Genomic DNA, 18,318 nt, shown 5'->3' on the forward strand with positions numbered 1-18,318 from the left:
GCCTCGCAAGCATCCCAAGCCACTTATTTAAAGGCAGACAAGAAGAATGAAAGCTTACGCCGTACCTTTCGAGAAGTTCGTCAACCTGGCCGACGCCCGCCTGGGCACCAAAATCATCTCGGTCACCGATGACTGGTTCGCAGACGCCAACCGTCTGTTCCAACCGACCCCGGCCGTGTGGAAGGAGGGCGTGTTCGATGACAACGGCAAGTGGATGGACGGCTGGGAGTCGCGCCGCAAGCGCTTCGAAGGCTACGACAGCGCGGTGATCCGCCTGGGCGTACCGGGCTCGATCAAGGGCGTGGACATCGACACTTCATTCTTCACCGGCAACTTCCCGCCATCTGCCTCCCTGGAAGCCTGCTTCCTGGCGAGCGGCGAGCCAAACGAAAACACCCAGTGGGTTGAAGTGCTGTCGGCCGTCGAGTTGCAAGGCAACAGCCACCACTACCACGAAATCAACAACGACCAGGCGTTCAGCCACCTGCGTTTCAACATCTACCCGGACGGTGGCGTAGCCCGTCTGCGCGTGTATGGCGTTCCGTTCCGCGACTGGTCGGCAGTGGGCGATAACGAACAGGTTGACCTGGCTGCCGCCCTGAACGGTGGTCGCGCCCTGGCCTGCTCCGATGAACACTTCGGCCGCATGAGCAACATCCTCAACCCGGGCCGTGGCATCAACATGGGCGATGGCTGGGAAACCGCCCGTCGTCGCACCCCGGGCAATGACTGGGTCATCGTCGCGCTGGGCCATCCGGGCGAGATCGAAAAAATCGTCGTCGACACCCTGCACTTCAAGGGCAACTACCCGGACACCTGCTCGATCCAGGGCGCGTTCGTCAAGGGCGGCACCGACAGCCAGATCGAAACCCAGTCGCTGTTCTGGCGTGAACTGCTGCCAAGCCAGAAGCTGGAAATGCACGCCGAACACACCTTCGCCGAGCAGATCAAGGCCCTGGGCCCGATCACCCACATCCGCCTGAACGTGTTCCCGGACGGTGGTGTGAGCCGCCTGCGGGTATTGGGCAAGGTCGCCAAGTAATGCTGAGCCTGTAGGAGCGAGCTTGCTCGCGAAAAACCCAAGGACACCGCGTTCATCCTGGATGCACGCGTTATCGTTGACGACCATCGCGAGCAAGCTCGCTCCTACAAAGAATCATCAACACCTAAACAAATTAAGAAGAACAGCATGCGCACACTAACGATTGAACCCTTGACCAAAGAAGCCTTCGCCCCTTTCGGTGACGTCATCGAAACCGACGGCAGCGATCACTTCATGATCAACAACGGTTCGACCATGCGCTTTCACAAACTGGCGACGGTCGAAACCGCCACGCCAGAGGATAAGGCGATCATCAGCATCTTCCGCGCCGACGCGCAGGACATGCCGCTGACCGTCTGCATGCTGGAGCGCCATCCGCTGGGCAGCCAGGCTTTCATTCCGCTGCTCGGCAACCCCTTTCTGATCGTGGTCGCGCCACTTGGCGATGAACCTGTATCAGGCTTGGTCCGCGCCTTCGTCACCAACGGCAGGCAGGGCATTAATTACCATCGCGGCGTCTGGCACCACCCGGTGCTGACGATCGAAAAGCGGGATGACTTCCTGGTGGTTGATCGCAGTGGCACAGGCAATAACTGCGATGAGCATTTTTTCAAAGAGGATGAGCGTTTGATCCTTGCCCCCCACCAATAAGAGAAGGTCTGATCACTCGACAACAGAGTGACAGGCGAGAGGTAAAGACTGTGGAAGCACATCTGTTGGAATGGCTGAACCTGAGCGTGCGCTGGGTTCACATGATCACTGGCGTGGCCTGGATCGGCGCGTCGTTCTATTTCGTCTGGCTGGAAAACAACCTCAACCGGGTCAACCCGAAGAGCGGCCTGGCCGGCGATCTCTGGGCGATTCACGGTGGCGGGATCTACCACCTGGAAAAATACAAGCTGGCTCCACCGACCATGCCGGACAACCTGCACTGGTTCAAATGGGAAGCCTACTTCACCTGGTTATCGGGGGTCGCACTGCTGTGCGTGGTGTTCTACTCCAACCCGACCCTGTACCTGCTGGCCCCTGGCAGCAGCCTGAGCGGCCCTGAAGGCGTACTGCTGGGCCTCGGCTCGCTGTTCGTCGGCTGGTTTGTCTACTCCTTCCTGTGCGACTCGGCCCTGGGCAAACGCCCTGCCCTGCTAGGTGGAATCCTGTTCGTACTGATCATCGGCGCCGCCTACGGCTTCAGCAAAGTGTTCAGTGGTCGGGGTGCCTACCTGCACGTTGGCGCCATCATCGGCACCATCATGGTGGGTAACGTGTTCCGCATCATCATGCCGGCGCAGCGCGCACTGGTAGCGGCGATTGCCGAGAACCGCACGCCGGATCCGGCCCTGCCGGCCAAAGGCCTGCTGCGTTCGCGTCACAACAACTACTTCACCTTGCCGGTGCTGTTCATCATGATCAGCAACCACTTCCCGAGCACCTACGGCAGCCAGTACAACTGGTTGATCCTGGCCGGGATCGCCGTGTTGGCCGTGTTGGTACGCCACTACTTCAACACCCGTCACGACAGCCACAAGTTTGCCTGGACCTTACCGGTGGCAGCGGTGGGCATGATCAGCCTGGCGTACGTCACCGGCCCTGCGCCGATGATGAACCCGGACGTGGCCAAGTCTGCGGCGAAGATCGAGTACCAGCCGCTGCCGGAAACCGCTGTCGGTGGTGGCGCAAAACCCGCTGAAACCGCACCGGCCGCCGCCCCTGCGCCAGCACCCGCCCAGGCATCCAACACAGGTCCGGCCTTCGACAAGGTGCACAGCGTGATTCAGGAACGTTGCTCGGTCTGCCACTCGGCCAAGCCCACCAGCCCGCTGTTCAGCGCGGCACCGGCTGGCGTGATGTTCGATACCCCGGAACAGATCCGCCAGAACGCCGCGCGCATTCAGGCCCAGGCCGTGGCCACCCAGATCATGCCACTGGGCAACATCACCCAGATGACCCAGCAGGAACGTGACCTGATCGGCGCCTGGATCGCTCAGGGAGCTTTGACCCCTTAAGTAGCTGAAAACATCGCGGGCAGCTCGCCCCCACAGGGATGACCCAGACCTGTGGGGGCGGTGATCCGGCTGCCCGTGATCAACCGCACAGCGGTTGCCTGATGCACAAAATCACAAGAATAAAAAAGATCCGAGGTGTTGCATGTCCGTGTCATCCGAAGCGCGCATCCCCGACGCACCCGCTATCCAGCGATTGCCTGTGTTGCAACTGATCCTGGTAGGTCTGCAACATGTTCTGCTGATGTACGGCGGAGCCATCGCGGTTCCGCTGATCATCGGACAGGCCGCCGGCCTGAGTCGTGAAGAAATCGCCTTCCTGATCAATGCCGACCTGCTCGTCGCCGGTATCGCCACCATCGTGCAATCCCTGGGGATAGGCCCCATGGGGATCCGCATGCCGGTGATGATGGGCGCCAGTTTTGCCGCCGTCGGCAGCATGGTGGCCATGGCCGGCATGCCCGGTATCGGCCTGCAGGGAATCTTCGGCGCAACCATCGCCGCCGGGTTCTTCGGCATGCTCATCGCACCGTTCATGTCCAAAGTGGTGCGCTTCTTCCCTCCCCTGGTGACCGGCACCGTCATCACCTCGATCGGTTTGTCGCTGTTCCCCGTCGCCGTCAACTGGGCCGGCGGTGGCAACGCCGCGGCAGAGTTCGGCTCTCCCGTTTACCTGGCCATCGCCGCCCTGGTACTGGGCACCATCCTGTTGATCCACCGCTTCATGCGCGGTTTCTGGGTCAACATTTCAGTGCTGATCGGCATGGGCCTGGGCTACATCCTCTGCGGTGTGATCGGCATGGTCGACCTCAGTGGCATGGCGCAGGCTCCCTGGGTTCAGGTGGTCACGCCGCTGCACTTTGGCATGCCGCAGTTCCACCTGGCGCCGATCCTGTCGATGTGCCTGGTGGTGGTGATCATCTTCGTCGAGTCCACCGGGATGTTCCTGGCACTGGGCAAGATCACCGGCCAGGAAGTCTGCCCCCGCATGCTGCGCCGCGGCTTGCTGTGTGACGCCGGCGCCTCCTTCTTCGCCGGCTTCCTCAACACCTTCACCCACTCCTCGTTCGCCCAGAACATCGGCCTGGTACAGATGACCGGCGTGCGTTGCCGCTCGGTGACCATCGTCGCCGGCGGGTTGCTGATTCTGCTCAGCCTGCTGCCCAAAGCGGCCTTCCTGGTAGCCTCGATTCCACCGGCGGTACTCGGCGGCGCGGCGATCGCCATGTTCGGCATGGTCGCGGCCACCGGGATCAAGATCCTCCAGGAAGCCGACATCGCCGACCGTCGCAATCAACTGCTGGTCGCGGTGAGTATCGGCATGGGCCTGATTCCCGTGGTTCGCCCGGACTTCTTCGCCCACTTGCCGTTGTGGATGAGCCCGATCACCCACAGCGGCATTGCCATGGCCACCCTCAGCGCGCTGACGCTGAACCTGTTGTTCAACATCCTCGGCGGTAGCGAACGCGCGGCTATCAACGATTGTCACGCAAACGCCCATTGATCGATTGACGGGCGGCGCAATGGCCGCCCTTTTCACCGCTCGACCCGCAAGACGACGTACACGCATGACAGGCAGACCGGCAGCCGATCCGGTCGCAGTCGGCGGCTGCCTGCGCATTAAAAATAAGAATAATCAGGGAGCAACACCATGTTACGTACACCTTCAAGCCTGCTCTTGAGCGGCACACTGTTCGCGGCCACCCAGGCCATGGCCGGGGACTTGCTGCTGTGGCAGACCAACAGCCTGAGCTACCTGTACGGCAAGAATTTTGCAATCAACCCCTCGATCCAGCAGACGGTGACCTTCGAGCACGCCGACCGCTGGAAGTACGGCGACACCTTTCTGTTCGTCGACAAGATTTTCTACAACGGCCAGCAAGACCCCAACAAAGGTCCCCACAGCTTTTACGGCGAGTTCAGCCCACGCCTGTCCGCGGGCAAGATCTTCGACCAGAAACTGCAGTACGGCCCGATCAAGGACGTGCTGCTGGCCATGACCTATGAATACGGCGAAGGCGAAAGCGAGGCCTACCTGATCGGTCCCGGCTTCGACCTCGCCGTGCCTGGCTTCAACTACGTCACGCTGAACTTTTACCGTCGCCAGACCGAAGGTCCGCGCCCTGGCGACGGCGTCTGGCAGATTACGCCGACCTGGTCCTACACCATCCCTGTCGGCCGCTCCAACGTCCTGATCGATGGATACCTCGATTGGGTGGTGGACAACGACCAGAACTCGCGCGGCACGTACCACGCCAACCTGCACCTCAATCCACAGATCAAGTACGACCTGGGCAAGGCACTGAACGGCCGCGAGAAACAGCTCTATGTCGGTGCCGAGTACAGCTACTGGAAAGACAAGTACGGCGTCGAGCACAGCTCGAACCTGGACACCAACCAAAACACCGCCAGCCTGCTGGTCAAGGTGCACTTCTAGAATGGCCCGCAACGATGCCCCAGGCCTGTTATCGGTGCTCCGTTGCGAGGCGCTTGAGCCATGGCGCGGGAGCCAGTATTCTCCGCGGCCGTCTGAATCTGGTCTAAAAAAAAGCCCGGATCAAAATCCTGACCAGAAAGCCAACTTATCCCGGCCCTGGACGGTCACGAGGCAGAGTCTACTAAACGCCGAATGGACGCTTGACCGACTGTTTTCGAACAGCCGGGCTGGCGTTCTTTTGCTTTTTAAAAGCCTTGGCCCAGCATTTGCCGGGAGCTCTGAAGCTGATCGATTGGATGATTTTTGCAGCATCGAGAAAAGGCGCCACACCAGAGCGCCGTCTGACAAAAAAAACGTGGAACCACCTACTTTGGGAGCAACCGAATGAAACGTATGTGCGCTAGCCTGATGCTCGCGGGATCCTTGCTGGCAGGGGGCCAGGCAATGGCCGAAGATCTGCTGCTGTGGCAGAACAACAGCCTGAGTTACCTCTACGGCAAAGACTTTCAAGTCAACCCGCGTATCCAGCAGACCGTGACGTTCGAGCACGCCGATGCCTGGAAGTACGGCGACAACTTCTTCTTCATCGACAAGATTTTCTACAACGGTAAAGAGGATGCCTTCGCGGGTGAGAACAGCCACTACGGCGAACTCCAACCGCGCCTGTCGTTCGGCAAGATCTTCGACCAGAAATTCGAATTCGGCCCGATCAAGGACGTCCTGCTGGCCATGACCTATGAGTTTGGCGAAGACGACACCGAGTCCTACCTGATCGGTCCAGGCTTCGACCTGGCGATTCCGGGCTTTGACTACTTCCAGCTGAACTTCTACAACCGCCATACCGAAGGTGGTCGCCCGGGTGACGATGTCTGGCAGGTCACTCCGGTCTGGTCCTACACCATTCCAATGGGCAGCTCTGACGTACTGATCGACGGCTTCATGGACTGGGTGGTCGACAACGACGTGAACGACAAAGGTGAATACCACGCCAACCTGCACTTCAACCCACAGATCAAGTACGACCTGGGCAAGGCGTTGCATTTTGGCGAGAAACAGCTGTACGTGGGTGTCGAATACGACTACTGGAAAAACAAGTACGGTATCGAAGACAGCCAAGGCTTCAAGACCGACCAGAGCGTGACCAGCTTCCTGGTGAAAGTGCACTTCTGATCCGGCTCAGCCAGATCGAGTCTCCGGCCGCCCCCTACACAAGCGCATCGAGTGCAAGGGGCCATGCCGGCGGTGATGGATCATTCCCCTGCGCTGCGCGGGAATGATCTACATCTAAAAAACTGATTAAACCATCGCAAAATTCGCAACCATTGATCGATATGACTGGCATAGCATGGCGCCATTCCATTCTTTCAAGGGATTGCACCCATGACGTCATTTCGCACAGTACTCAGCCTGCACACCGGCCAACCCGCGTCTGATGGTGCCGGGGTCAAACTCACTCGCGTCTTCGGTGGCCCGGGGGTCGAGCGCTTCGATCCGTTTCTGATGCTCGATGAATTCGGCTCGGAAAATCCCGACGACTATATCGCCGGTTTCCCACCTCACCCGCACCGTGGTTTCGAAACCGTGACCTATATGCTCGAAGGCCGGATGCGCCATGAAGACCACCTGGGCAACGTCGGTTTGCTGCAAAGCGGTGGCGTGCAATGGATGACGGCGGCCAAAGGCATCATCCACAGCGAAATGCCGGAGCAGGAACAAGGCGTGATGCGTGGCTTCCAGCTGTGGCTGAACCTGCCGGGCAAGCACAAACTCGACCCGGCCGGTTATCGCGACATTCCACCGGCCGAGCTGCCACGCGTGAAAACCGCGCAAGGTGTCGAGGTGGTAGTGATCGCCGGCCTGTTCGAAGAGGGTGCGGTCAAACAGGCTGGCGCGGTACAACGGCCAGACACTGAACCCCACTACCTCGACCTGCACCTGCCAGCCGGCAGCCACATCACGCCAGAACTGCCGGACGGGCATCGGGCGCTGCTGTATGTCTACGAAGGCAGCATCCAATTGCAGGGCCATCCGCACAGTGTGGCCGCCAGTAAACTGGTCCGTTTGTCGGATAAAGGGACAGTACACCTGAGCAGCCCGTCAGGAGCCCGCGTGCTGTTGATGGCTGGCAAGCCACTGGGTGAGCCTATCGTGCAGTACGGACCGTTTGTGATGAACACCCGGGACGAGATCGAACAGGCGCTCCGGGATTTTCGTGATGACCGGCTGACTGCCTGAGGTGTTCCACGCCTGCAACCAGACCATCGCGAGCCAGCTCGCGATGGCCGCGCACCGCACTCAAGCCGGGATGGCAGGCTCCTGTAACCGCAAAAACCGGCACAACTCATCGCGCTTGGCCAAGGCATCACGGCGGCCGAGCTCGATCAGTTCACTGCAATATCCGGATTCAAACAACAAATAGCTCAACACCCCGGCACCGCTGGTCCTGGTCGCACCCGGCCCGCGCAGGAACAGGCGCAACGCCGCCGGCAGCTCCTGGCGGTGACGCGCGGCGATCTCGTCGATCGGCTGGCTCGGCGCAATCACCAGCACCTCCACGGGCGCCACCCCCAGCTTGCGGGCCGAACTGCCCGGGGGCATCACATGGCTGAACTGGTTCAAGCGCTGCAGCAACTCGATGTCGCTCTCCAGGCTGTCGATGAACGTGCTGTTGAGCATGTGCCCGCCGATCTGTGCCAGCGACGGCTGCTGTCCACTGTAGGTACGTTGCAAGGGGTTATCCGGGTCGACACCGCGCGGATTGCCGCTGACCCCCACCACCAGCACCCTGTTGGCGCCCAGGTGCAACGCCGGGCTGATGGGGGCCGACTGCCGCACAGCCCCGTCGCCGAAATACTCGCTTTCGATTTTCACCGGGGCAAACAACAACGGGATCGCCGAGCTGGCGAGCAAATGATCAACGGTCAATTGGGTCGGCACGCCGATGCGCCGATGGCGCAGCCAGGCATCGATGCTTCGGCCACCCTGATAGAAAGTCACGGCCTGCGCGGACTCATAGCCGAACGCGGTCAGCGCCACGGCGTGCAATTGCTTTTGGGCGATGGCCTGGTTGATCCCGGACAAATCCAGTTTGTCGTTGAGCAGTTCCCGCAGTGGTGAACTGTCGAGCAGCGCCACCGGGACCTTGGCACCGATCCCCAGCAAGCTGTGAATGACAAAGCGACTGGCCTGGCGGATCACCCCTGGCCAGTCGCTGCGCAGTACTTGTCGGCTGCGAAAGCCTTGCCAGAATGCGGTCAGGCGTTCGACCGCCGCGGTAAAGTCCGTCGCCCCGCTGGCCAGGCTCACCGCATTGATGGCCCCGGCCGACGTGCCGACGATCACCGGAAACGGGTTGGCAGCCCCGGGGGGCAGCAATTCGGCAATGGCCGCCAGCACACCCACCTGATACGCCGCACGAGCCCCACCGCCGGAAAGAATCAGTCCTGTAACCGGCTCAGCTGAACTCATCGCAACACTCCATGGCGCCTGGGGGCTTCAATCCAGCGGGGTTGGTTCAACCACGCTTGTCGTACAGTTTCGGCTCGCCTGGCGGGCGGCTCTTGAAGCGTCGGTGAGCCCAGAGATATTGCTCCGGGCACGCACTGACAGCGCGTTCGATCCACTGGTTGATGCGGATGCAATCCACTTCGTCGCTTTCCCCGGGGAAATCGCTGAACGGCGCATGGATCACCAGGCGGTAACCACTGCCATCGGCCAGACGCTCCTGGGTGAACGGCACTACCAATGCCTTGCCCAGCTTGGCGAACTTACTGGTGGCCGGAACCGTGGCCGCCATGATCCCGAACAAGGGCACGAAGATACTCTGCTTGGCGCCGTAATCCTGGTCCGGTGCGTACCAGATCGCCCTGCCCGAGCGCAGCAACTTGAACATGCCGCGCACGTCTTCGCGCTCGATGGCCAGCGAATCGAGGTTGTGCCGCTCGCGACCCCGGCGCTGGATGAAATCGAACAGCGGGTTTTTATGTTCGCGGTACATGCCGTCGATGGTGTGTTGCTGACCGAGCAAGGCCGCACCGACTTCCAGGGTGGTGAAGTGCAGGGCCATCAGGATCACGCCCTTGCCTTCGCGCTGAGCCTGCTTGAGGTGTTCCAGGCCTTCGATGTGGGACAGGCGCGCCAGACGCTCGCGCGGCCACCACCAACTCATGGCCATTTCAAAGAAGGCGATACCGGTGGAGGCGAAGTTATCCTTGAGTAGACGCTTGCGTTCGGCGGGTGTTTTCTCCGGAAAACACAACTCAAGGTTGCGCTTGGCAATGCGGCGGCGGTCGCCAGCGACCCGATACATGCCGGCACCGAGCACGCGACCGATGCGCAACAGCCACGGATACGGCAACTGAACGACCAGCCACAGCAGCCCTAGACCGCACCATAGCGGCCAAAAGCGTGGCGAAAGAAATGCAGCTCGAAATTGCGGGCGATCCATTAACGATTCCGGAAAGACAATGGCCGCGCATTCTACAACGGTTCGACCCGGCTTGCGGCCTGCGGGCGTTCTCGTTATAAGTCTCGGCACTTTTAGTGACAAGCCGTTTTATGCCGACCATGAGCCAAACCGACCCGCTAGACCAAGATCCCGTGTTCCAGTTGAAGGGCAGCATGCTCGCCATTACGGTGCTGGAACTGGCCCGCAACGACCTGGAAAACCTCGACCGTCAACTGGCGGCGAAGGTCGCTCTGGCCCCCAACTTTTTCAGCAATGCCCCGCTGGTGCTGGCCCTGGACAAGCTCCCAGCCACTGAAGGCGCTGTGGACCTGCCCGCGCTGATGCGTGTTTGTCGCCAGCATGGCCTGCGCACACTGGCCATCCGCGCCAGCCGCATCGAAGACATCGCGGCGGCGATTTCGGTCGACCTGCCAGTGTTGCCACCGTCCGGTGCCCGTGAACGGCCGCTCGACCCGCTGGAAGGCGAAATCAGGAAAAAACCGGAAAAACCGCCCGAACCCACGGTAAAACCGACGCGAATCATCACTTCGCCAGTACGGGGTGGCCAGCAGATTTACGCCCAGGGTGGCGATTTGGTAGTGGTTTCCTCGGTCAGCCCGGGGGCGGAACTTCTCGCCGATGGCAACATCCATGTATACGGCCCGATGCGCGGTCGTGCGCTGGCCGGTGTAAAAGGTGACACCAAGGCACGGATTTTCTGTCAGCAAATGAGCGCTGAACTGCTGTCCATCGCCGGCCACTACAAGGTTTCCGAGGACTTGCGCCGTGACCCGCTATGGGGCTCCGGCGTACAAGTCAGCCTGTCGGGCGACGTGTTGAACATCATTCGGCTTTAACGGATACTGCCGCATTTTCCAAGCATCTCTAAAACGTAGTGAAAACGGCTCAAACGAAGTAGGAAAAAGGCACAAAGCAGTGTTTACCGGAGGTAAACCCCGCCCCAGGCCGGATTCCAGCCAAGGCTGTCCGACTGCAGTAGTTTTCAAGAGATGTTTTTCGGGGCTAAACGTCCTTTTTCCTTAGGGGTAAAACACCTTGGCCAAGATTCTCGTGGTTACATCCGGCAAGGGTGGTGTGGGTAAAACCACCACCAGCGCCGCTATCGGTACCGGCCTCGCTCTGCGTGGTCACAAAACAGTCATCGTCGACTTCGACGTCGGCCTGCGTAACCTCGACCTGATCATGGGTTGCGAGCGTCGCGTGGTGTATGACTTCGTCAACGTGGTCAACGGCGAAGCCAACCTGCAGCAGGCCCTGATCAAGGACAAGCGCCTTGAGAACCTCTACGTCCTGGCCGCCAGCCAGACCCGCGACAAAGACGCGCTGACCGTCGAAGGCGTGGAAAAAGTCCTGATGCAACTCAAGGAAGACTTCGAGTTCGTGGTCTGCGACTCCCCGGCCGGTATCGAGAAAGGTGCCCATCTGGCCATGTACTTCGCCGATGAAGCGATCGTCGTGACTAACCCGGAAGTGTCCTCGGTCCGTGACTCCGACCGCATGCTGGGCCTACTGGCCAGCAAGTCCCGTCGCGCCGAAAGAGGCGAAGACCCGATCAAGGAACACCTGCTGATCACCCGTTACCATCCAGAGCGCGTGAGCAAGGGCGAAATGCTCGGCGTCGAAGACGTCAAGGACATCCTCTCGGTGACCTTGCTCGGCGTGATCCCTGAATCCCAGGCGGTGCTCAAGGCATCCAACCAGGGTGTTCCAGTGATCCTCGACGACCAGAGCGATGCCGGCCAGGCCTACAGCGATACCGTTGATCGCCTGTTGGGTAAAGACCGCGAACACCGGTTCCTTGATGTCGAGAAGAAGGGATTCTTCGAGCGCCTGTTTGGAGGTAGATAATGAATCTTTTTGACTTCTTTCGTGCCAGCAAAAAAGTAAACACCGCGTCGGTAGCGAAAGAGCGTCTACAGATCATCGTGGCGCATGAACGCGGCCAGCGCAGCACCCCTGACTACTTGCCAGCCCTGCAGAAGGAGTTGGTCGAGGTGATCCGCAAGTACGTCAATATCGGGTCCGATGATGTGCATGTCGCACTGGAAAACCAGGGCAGCTGCTCGATTCTGGAACTCAATATCACCCTGCCAGATCGCTGAGTCGATCCGGCTGGAGCCACGGCGGCTCAGGTCCTTTCCGAACTGGAAAGGGCCTGAGCCGCCGTTGGCGTTTGTTACGAGGCTGTTTTAATGCCGCTGTCGAATATCCGCATCATCCATCAGGACGCCGCTGTACTGGTGGTGGACAAGCCTACCCTGCTGCTCTCGGTGCCCGGTCGCGCAGATGACAACAAGGACTGCCTGATCACCCGCCTGCAAGAAAACGGCTACCCGGAAGCCCGCATTGTCCATCGACTGGACTGGGAAACGTCAGGGATCATCCTGCTGGCACGCGACCCGGATACCCATCGCGAACTGTCTCGGCAGTTTCATGACCGTGAAACCGAAAAAGCCTACACCGCGCTGTGCTGGGGCCAACCGGAACTGGACAGTGGCAGCATCGATTTGCCACTGCGCTACGACCCGCCGACCAAGCCACGGCATGTGGTGGATCATGAGTTCGGCAAACATGCGCTGACCTTCTGGCGTGTACTGGAGCGCTGCGGCGACTGGTGCCGCGTGGAGCTGACGCCCATCACCGGCCGCTCGCACCAGTTGCGCGTACACATGCTGTCCATCGGTCATCCGCTGCTGGGTGACGGGCTCTATGCCCACCCACAGGCCCTGGCGGCCTGGCCGCGGTTATGCCTGCATGCCAGCATGCTCAGCTTTACCCACCCGCAAAGTGGCGAACGCCTGCGCTTTGAGTGCCCGGCACCGTTCTAAGAGCCTTGAACCTTGCTCGTGGAACCCATCGACACCTGAAGGACCCCGGACCGATGACGCTTAACTCACTCCCATTGTCGACGCCCCTTGAGAAAGCCCCGCAACAGCTGCTTTATCTCGTCTACGGCGACAACGACGTGTACCGGCGCGAAGCCAAGTTCAGCATGCTCACCGCCCTCGCCCAACTCAAACGGGGCGAGTCGCTGTGCATCAGGGTCATGACCGATCGCCCGCAGGACTATGTGGGCTGGCCGGTCGACACCCTCTTCCTGAGCGAGCAGACCCTCACGGCCTGGCAGGGCGAAAACGGTTATCACCACCGACGCAAGGCCTGCGCCATCGCCGAAGGGCTGAAACTGGCGCAAAAGACCCTGTTCGTCGACACCGACACCCTGTTTCTGGAAAACCCCCATCGCCTCTTCGAGCGGATCGGGCCAGGACAGTATGTGATGGACCGCTTTGAGTACGACTGGAGCTATGTGTGCGAGCGCCCGGACTATGTGAAACTGGGCAAGTGCCTGCTCGCCCATGACATCTCTGCGCAAAACAGCTTCAAGCTGTACAACAGCGGCCTGTGTGGCGTCACCGACGGCGATACTCCCCTGCTTGAAACGACCGTCCGCCTCATCGACGAGTGGACCCGGGACTCGTTCGATATCCATACGATCGAGCAGATTGCCCTGTCATTCTCGATGCGCGACAAGCCGGTGCAAGAAGCCAAGAAATTCATTTATCACTACTTTGCCGAGAAACGCTTTTTCCATGCCATGCAAAAGCACTTCTTCACCCGGCATGGCGAAGCGTTCCGCCCCGAACTCCCCGTGCTCTGCACCGAAGTGCCATGCCGCAAGCCATTTCCCTCGCCCTGGCAGCGCCTGCGCATCAAATGGAAGTTGCGCAACACGCGTGGCAGCATGAAAAAAGTCGGTCGCAACCTGCTGTACGGCAGTGCCGCTCCCGATCACCCGTACTACGAGGTCTGCCGGCATGAATGGTGGGAATCCGCCTCCCGGGAGATTCTGCGCTGGGACGAAAGCACGCAGAAAAAATTCATCGGGAGCGAAAAGGGTCGCTGGCCAAAACACCTGCCCAAACCTGCAAAGTCGGCCGATGAACAGACCATCATTGCCTATCTGCGCAAGCGTTTGACACATTGATCCGCAGTTGCGAGTCCGTTGCCGTGCCGCCAAAGCACTTGCCCAAAGCCTTGGGCCAATACGTTAAACTCGCGACACTGCTGTCTGGAGCTACTTATGCGCGAAGAGTTGAACCAAGGCCTGATCGACTTTCTCAAGGCCTCCCCTACCCCGTTCCATGCCACCGCCAGCCTTGTTCAGCGCCTGGAAGCGGCGGGCTATCAGCGGCTAGATGAGCGCGAGCCCTGGACCACCGAAGCCAACGGTCGTTACTACGTGACCCGCAACGATTCCTCGATCGTTGCCATCAAGATGGGCCGCAACTCCCCACTGTACGACGGCATACGCATGGTCGGCGCCCATACCGACAGCCCCTGCCTGCGGGTCAAGCCGCAACCTGAACTGCAACGCCAGGGATTCTGGCAGCTGGGTGTCGAAGTCTATGGTGGCGCCCTGCTCGCCCCGTGGTTTGACCGCGACCTGTCGCTGGCCGGTCGTGTGACCTTCCGCCGTGACGGCAAGGTCGAAAGCCAGCTGATCGACTTCAAGACACCGATTGCCACCATTCCCAACCTGGCCATCCACCTCAACCGTGATGCCAACCTGGGTTGGGCCATCAATGCACAGACCGAACTGCCGCCGATCCTCGCGCAGTTTGCCGGCGACGAGCGCGTGGACTTTCGCGCGGTGCTCACCAATCAGCTCGCCCTGGAGCACGGCCTGAACGCCGACGTGGTGCTCGACTACGAGCTGAGTTTCTACGACACCCAGAGCGCTGCTGTTATTGGCCTGCATGGCGACTTCATTGCCGGTGCACGCCTGGACAACCTGCTGTCGTGCTACGCCGGCCTGCAAGCATTGCTCAATGCCGAGACCGACGAAACCTGCGTGTTTGTCGCCAACGACCACGAAGAAGTCGGCTCCTGCTCGGCCTGCGGCGCCGACGGCCCGATGCTGGAGCAGACCCTGCGTCGCCTGCTGCCTGAAGGCGAAGAGTTCGTACGCACCATTCAGAAATCCCTGCTGATTTCGGCCGACAATGCCCATGGCGTACACCCCAACTACGCCGACAAGCACGACGCCAACCACGGCCCGAAACTCAACGCCGGCCCAGTGATCAAGGTCAACAGCAACCAGCGCTACGCCACCAACAGCGAAACCGCCGGGTTCTTCCGCCACCTGTGCATGGCCGAAGAAGTCCCGGTGCAGAGCTTTGTGGTCCGCAGCGACATGGGCTGCGGCTCGACCATCGGCCCGATCACCGCCAGCCACCTGGGCGTGCGCACCGTGGATATCGGCCTGCCGACCTTCGCCATGCACTCGATCCGTGAACTGTGCGGCAGCCATGACCTGATCCACCTGGTGAAAGTGCTCAGCGCGTTCTACGCCTCTCGCCAATTGCCTTGAGCCCGGGGGTGGCGAGGGACTGCACGCCCTCGCCCCACTCGGCGCCCGGACGACTTGAGCCATCAGTGACAAACATCAATCTGTCCCACACGAAAGCCACCTAAACTCAAACCTGTATATTTCTAAGGCCATCGCCATGATCTCGATGTCTCTGTTCAACGCCCTGCTCATCCCCATCCTGACGGGCATGATCCTGCTGGCCATCGGCTTCAACTTTCGCGACAAAAACGCCGGCGTATTTGCAATGTGGGTCGGCATGCTGATCATCCTCGCCACCGTCGTGATCAAGATCCTCGCCAAACTCAACGAATAAAAGCGCACTGCGCTCGCATTGATATTGCCCCCCTCGTACACTCGGTCAACCTGTACCTGTGGAGGTTGACCGCCCCGTGTTCGCTCGCCTGCTTGCCCTGCCGTCCACACTGTTGATTTGCCTGCTGATGTGGCTGCCCATGGCACCCGCCCATGCGGTCGGTTTGCCGGGCCTGCTTGGCGGCTCGGCCAAGGCCCAGCCCGAGGCCACGGAACCTTTGGGGCAATCGCTGGACGAGGTGATCAAGGCGCTGGAAAACGATCAGCAACGGACCCGGCTGCTGGCTGACCTGAAGAAGTTGCGCGACGCCACCAAGCAAGCCCAGCCGCCCGCCGAAGATGGGGTGCTCGGCCTGATCGGCAGTACCCTGGGCAACCTCGAAAAACAGTTTTACGGCGACGCCAGTCCACTCGCGCGCTGGTCCGCCGAGTTCGACCTGGCCAAGGAAGAGTTCAACGCGCTGCTACTGCCCGCCAGTGAATGGCTGCCCATCGTCTTTGCCTTCGCCCTGATCCTGATGCTCTGGAGCCTGTTGGCGGCCGCATTGATCTGGCTCAGCCATCGTTTACGCATGCGCTTCGGCCTGACCGAAGAATTGCCGCAACACCCCAAGACCTGGGACCTTCTGCGGTTCGCCCTGCGCAAACTCGGCCCCTGGCTGATCGCCCTGCTGATCACCGTGTACATGAGCTACGCGCTGCCGTCGTCGCTGGGGAAATACCTGGCCATGGTGCTGGCCTATGCACTGGTGGTCGGCACCTGTTTCTCGGCCGTCTGCGTCATCGCATTTTCCCTGCTCGACGGCCCGCACCGCCACCGCGCCCTGTACATCCTGCGGCATCAGGCTTTCCGCCCACTGTGGCTGATCGGCAGCTTCGCCGCCTTCGGCGAAGCCCTGAACGACCCGCGACTGGTCACCAGCCTCGGTGTCCACCTGGCCCACAGCACCGCGACCGTGGCCAATGTGCTGGCCGCCTTGTTCACCGGCCTGTTCATCCTGCGTTTTCGCCGGCCCATCGCCCACCTGATCCGCAACCAACCCCTGGCCAGGCGCCTGACCCGCCGGGCATTGAGTGACACCATCGATATTCTCGGGACCTTCTGGTATTTGCCCGCATTGGTGCTGGTGGGGGTCTCGCTGTTTGCCACCTTCCTGTCAGCCGGCGATACCAGCACGGCGTTGCGCCAATCGCTGATCTGCACCGTGCTGCTGGTGGTGTGCATGGTCGTCAACGGCCTGGTCCGCCGCCAGGCGCTCAAGCCGCAACGCAGTGCCAAGCGCCACGCCCTGTATTCGGAGCGCCTCAAGAGTTTCGTCTACACCCTGGTGCACCTGATGGTATGGCTGGCGTTCATCGAACTCGGCCTGCGGGTCTGGGGCCTGTCACTGTTCCGCTTCACCGAAGGCGAAGGCCACGATATCAGCGTCAAACTGTTCAGCCTGGCCGGCACCCTGATCTTCGCCTGGCTGATCTGGATCCTCAGCGACACCGCCGTGCACCACGCCCTCACCCGCTCGCGCAAGGGCCTGGCCAACGCCCGCGCCCAGACCATGATGCCGCTGATCCGTAACGTGCTGTTCGTGGCGATCTTTATCGTTGCGCTGATCGTGGCCCTGGCCAATATGGGCATGAACGTCACGCCACTGCTGGCCGGTGCCGGCGTGATCGGCCTGGCCATCGGTTTCGGTGCGCAGTCGTTGGTGGCCGACCTGATCACCGGGTTGTTCATCATCATCGAAGACTCCCTGGCCATCGACGACTACGTGGACGTCGGCGGTCACCTGGGCACCGTCGAAGGCCTGACCATCCGCACCGTGCGCCTGCGGGACATCGACGGCATCGTCCACACCATCCCGTTCAGCGAAATCAAAAGCATCAAGAACTACTCACGGGAATTCGGCTACGCCATCTTCCGCGTGGCCGTGCCCTCCAACATGGAAATCGATGACGCCATCAAACTGATGCGCGAAGTCGGCCAGAAAATACGCACCGACCCCCTGCAACGACGCAACATCTGGTCGCCCCTGGAAATCCAGGGAGTGGAAAGCTTCGAATCCGGCAACGCCATCCTCCGCGCCCGATTCAAGACCGCACCGATCAAGCAGTGGGAAGTGTCGCGGGCATTCAACCTGTCCCTCAAACGCCACCTCGACGAAGCCGGACTGGACCTGGCGACACCGAGGATGAACATTCAAGTGATGACCGCCGGTGGCGGGCAAGAGAAGGAATAAGCCTTACAAGCGGACGCGAAGCGTTCAGCCCTACCTACCTCCCTCCCGCACAACCAACCAAAGCGGGCTGCTCCGCAGCCCAGCGGGAGCAAGCTCCCTCGCCACAAAAAGCAAAACAACACACCTCTATACCTGCACACCTGTGCACTTCACACCTGAGTACCTCACACCTGCATACCTGCATGCCCCCCACTCAACAGGCCGAGCGTTAGCTCGCCTGCCGCTCTTGCTTTGGCTTTTGATCCACCCGCCCCATCGGTAGGCCGAGCGCAGGCGTTCATCAGGGGAATGGCGCGCAGCGCCCCTTGACGCAGTCGAGGACATCGCATGGAGGTCGAGCGAAGCCGACCGGAGGGCGATGCCCCCTGAGGAATGCCGGAGCCGAGGGAACCCCGAGCCTTGGCGAGGGGCCGGACGCTCGGGGCGAAGCGTTTTTTTGCTTACTTTTTTTAGG

Annotated in this window: 17 protein-coding genes; 15 read left to right on the forward strand and 2 right to left on the reverse strand. The window is 60.7% G+C overall.

Going from position 1 to position 18,318, the window contains the following annotated elements; genetic code table 11:
* Positions 1 to 46 precede the first annotated feature (46 nt).
* From alc to CKW07_RS05720, 7 genes are all read left to right on the forward strand, one after another.
* Complete coding sequence (alc, locus tag CKW07_RS05690) at positions 47 to 1,042, forward strand: allantoicase (RefSeq protein ID WP_095143979.1); 996 nt, start codon at positions 47 to 49, stop codon at positions 1,040 to 1,042.
* 147 nt (positions 1,043 to 1,189) lie between these two features.
* Positions 1,190 to 1,693: an ureidoglycolate lyase gene (locus tag CKW07_RS05695; protein ID WP_007898831.1), complete on the forward strand. Its 504-nt coding sequence runs from the start codon at positions 1,190 to 1,192 to the stop codon at positions 1,691 to 1,693.
* 50 nt (positions 1,694 to 1,743) lie between these two features.
* On the forward strand, positions 1,744 to 3,045 hold the full coding sequence (locus tag CKW07_RS05700; protein WP_095143980.1) for a urate hydroxylase PuuD: 1,302 nt from the start codon (positions 1,744 to 1,746) through the stop codon (positions 3,043 to 3,045).
* 142 nt (positions 3,046 to 3,187) lie between these two features.
* Positions 3,188 to 4,546 carry a nucleobase:cation symporter-2 family protein gene (locus tag CKW07_RS05705; RefSeq protein WP_095143981.1) on the forward strand — a complete coding sequence of 453 codons (1,359 nt, stop codon included), beginning with the start codon at positions 3,188 to 3,190 and terminating at the stop codon, positions 4,544 to 4,546.
* 147 nt (positions 4,547 to 4,693) lie between these two features.
* A complete protein-coding gene (locus CKW07_RS05710; protein ID WP_095143982.1) occupies positions 4,694 to 5,479 on the forward strand; it encodes an outer membrane protein OmpK in 786 nt (261 codons plus the stop codon).
* Positions 5,480 to 5,863: 384 nt separating this feature from the next.
* Positions 5,864 to 6,649, forward strand: a complete 786-nt coding sequence (locus tag CKW07_RS05715) for an outer membrane protein OmpK (RefSeq protein WP_095143983.1) — start codon at positions 5,864 to 5,866, stop codon at positions 6,647 to 6,649.
* Positions 6,650 to 6,859: 210 nt separating this feature from the next.
* Positions 6,860 to 7,714: a pirin family protein gene (locus tag CKW07_RS05720; RefSeq protein WP_095143984.1), complete on the forward strand. Its 855-nt coding sequence runs from the start codon at positions 6,860 to 6,862 to the stop codon at positions 7,712 to 7,714.
* Positions 7,715 to 7,774: 60 nt separating this feature from the next.
* On the opposite strand, the gene CKW07_RS05725 is transcribed toward CKW07_RS05720, so the two are convergent.
* On the reverse strand, positions 7,775 to 8,947 hold the full coding sequence (locus CKW07_RS05725) for a patatin-like phospholipase family protein (protein WP_095143985.1): 1,173 nt from the start codon (positions 8,945 to 8,947) through the stop codon (positions 7,775 to 7,777).
* A gap of 46 nt (positions 8,948 to 8,993) precedes the next feature.
* Entirely contained in the window at positions 8,994 to 9,926 is a 933-nt protein-coding gene (locus CKW07_RS05730) for a lipid A biosynthesis lauroyl acyltransferase (protein ID WP_095143986.1), read from the reverse strand.
* A gap of 119 nt (positions 9,927 to 10,045) precedes the next feature.
* On the opposite strand from CKW07_RS05730, the gene minC reads away from it, so the two are divergent.
* The 8 genes from minC (at position 10,046) to CKW07_RS05765 (ending at position 17,864) form a co-directional block, all read left to right on the forward strand.
* A complete protein-coding gene (gene minC / locus CKW07_RS05735; protein ID WP_095144072.1) occupies positions 10,046 to 10,783 on the forward strand; it encodes a septum site-determining protein MinC in 738 nt (245 codons plus the stop codon).
* Between the two features lie 199 nt (positions 10,784 to 10,982).
* Entirely contained in the window at positions 10,983 to 11,795 is an 813-nt protein-coding gene (gene minD / locus CKW07_RS05740) for a septum site-determining protein MinD (protein WP_095143987.1), read from the forward strand.
* Positions 11,795 to 12,049 carry a cell division topological specificity factor MinE gene (gene minE / locus CKW07_RS05745; protein WP_095143988.1) on the forward strand — a complete coding sequence of 85 codons (255 nt, stop codon included), beginning with the start codon at positions 11,795 to 11,797 and terminating at the stop codon, positions 12,047 to 12,049. The genes minD and minE overlap by 1 nt, the downstream gene beginning before the upstream one ends.
* Positions 12,050 to 12,139: 90 nt before the next feature.
* Positions 12,140 to 12,775, forward strand: a complete 636-nt coding sequence (locus CKW07_RS05750; protein ID WP_007940846.1) for an RluA family pseudouridine synthase — start codon at positions 12,140 to 12,142, stop codon at positions 12,773 to 12,775.
* Positions 12,776 to 12,828: 53 nt separating this feature from the next.
* Positions 12,829 to 13,932 (forward strand): hypothetical protein, encoded by a 1,104-nt coding sequence (locus tag CKW07_RS05755; RefSeq protein ID WP_095143989.1) that lies wholly within the window; start codon positions 12,829 to 12,831, stop codon positions 13,930 to 13,932.
* A 96-nt stretch (positions 13,933 to 14,028) separates the two neighbouring features.
* Positions 14,029 to 15,318 (forward strand): M18 family aminopeptidase, encoded by a 1,290-nt coding sequence (locus CKW07_RS05760; RefSeq protein WP_095143990.1) that lies wholly within the window; start codon positions 14,029 to 14,031, stop codon positions 15,316 to 15,318.
* Between the two features lie 136 nt (positions 15,319 to 15,454).
* Positions 15,455 to 15,631 carry a hypothetical protein gene (locus tag CKW07_RS25420; protein WP_172736429.1) on the forward strand — a complete coding sequence of 59 codons (177 nt, stop codon included), beginning with the start codon at positions 15,455 to 15,457 and terminating at the stop codon, positions 15,629 to 15,631.
* Between the two features lie 76 nt (positions 15,632 to 15,707).
* Positions 15,708 to 17,864, forward strand: a complete 2,157-nt coding sequence (locus CKW07_RS05765) for a mechanosensitive ion channel family protein (RefSeq protein WP_095143991.1) — start codon at positions 15,708 to 15,710, stop codon at positions 17,862 to 17,864.
* Positions 17,865 to 18,318 lie beyond the last annotated feature (454 nt).

The sequence above is a fragment of the Pseudomonas sp. Irchel s3b6 genome, assembly GCF_900187415.1.
Lineage (GTDB): Bacteria > Pseudomonadota > Gammaproteobacteria > Pseudomonadales > Pseudomonadaceae > Aquipseudomonas.

Bases quoted from the DNA above. Each gene is read 5' to 3' on its own strand.
- CKW07_RS05695 (WP_007898831.1), top strand. From the start codon at position 1,190: ATGCGCACACTAACGATTGAACCCTTGACCAAAGAAGCCTTCGCCCCT.
- CKW07_RS05705 (WP_095143981.1), top strand. From the start codon at position 3,188: ATGTCCGTGTCATCCGAAGCGCGCATCCCCGACGCACCCGCTATCCAG.
- alc (WP_095143979.1), top strand. From the start codon at position 47: ATGAAAGCTTACGCCGTACCTTTCGAGAAGTTCGTCAACCTGGCCGAC.
- CKW07_RS05710 (WP_095143982.1), top strand. From the start codon at position 4,694: ATGTTACGTACACCTTCAAGCCTGCTCTTGAGCGGCACACTGTTCGCG.
- CKW07_RS25420 (WP_172736429.1), top strand. From the start codon at position 15,455: ATGATCTCGATGTCTCTGTTCAACGCCCTGCTCATCCCCATCCTGACG.
- CKW07_RS05720 (WP_095143984.1), top strand. From the start codon at position 6,860: ATGACGTCATTTCGCACAGTACTCAGCCTGCACACCGGCCAACCCGCG.
- minC (WP_095144072.1), top strand. From the start codon at position 10,046: ATGAGCCAAACCGACCCGCTAGACCAAGATCCCGTGTTCCAGTTGAAG.
- CKW07_RS05725 (WP_095143985.1), bottom strand. From the start codon at position 8,947: ATGAGTTCAGCTGAGCCGGTTACAGGACTGATTCTTTCCGGCGGTGGG.
- CKW07_RS05730 (WP_095143986.1), bottom strand. From the start codon at position 9,926: ATGGATCGCCCGCAATTTCGAGCTGCATTTCTTTCGCCACGCTTTTGG.
- CKW07_RS05715 (WP_095143983.1), top strand. From the start codon at position 5,864: ATGAAACGTATGTGCGCTAGCCTGATGCTCGCGGGATCCTTGCTGGCA.
- CKW07_RS05760 (WP_095143990.1), top strand. From the start codon at position 14,029: ATGCGCGAAGAGTTGAACCAAGGCCTGATCGACTTTCTCAAGGCCTCC.
- minE (WP_095143988.1), top strand. From the start codon at position 11,795: ATGAATCTTTTTGACTTCTTTCGTGCCAGCAAAAAAGTAAACACCGCG.
- CKW07_RS05750 (WP_007940846.1), top strand. From the start codon at position 12,140: ATGCCGCTGTCGAATATCCGCATCATCCATCAGGACGCCGCTGTACTG.
- CKW07_RS05755 (WP_095143989.1), top strand. From the start codon at position 12,829: ATGACGCTTAACTCACTCCCATTGTCGACGCCCCTTGAGAAAGCCCCG.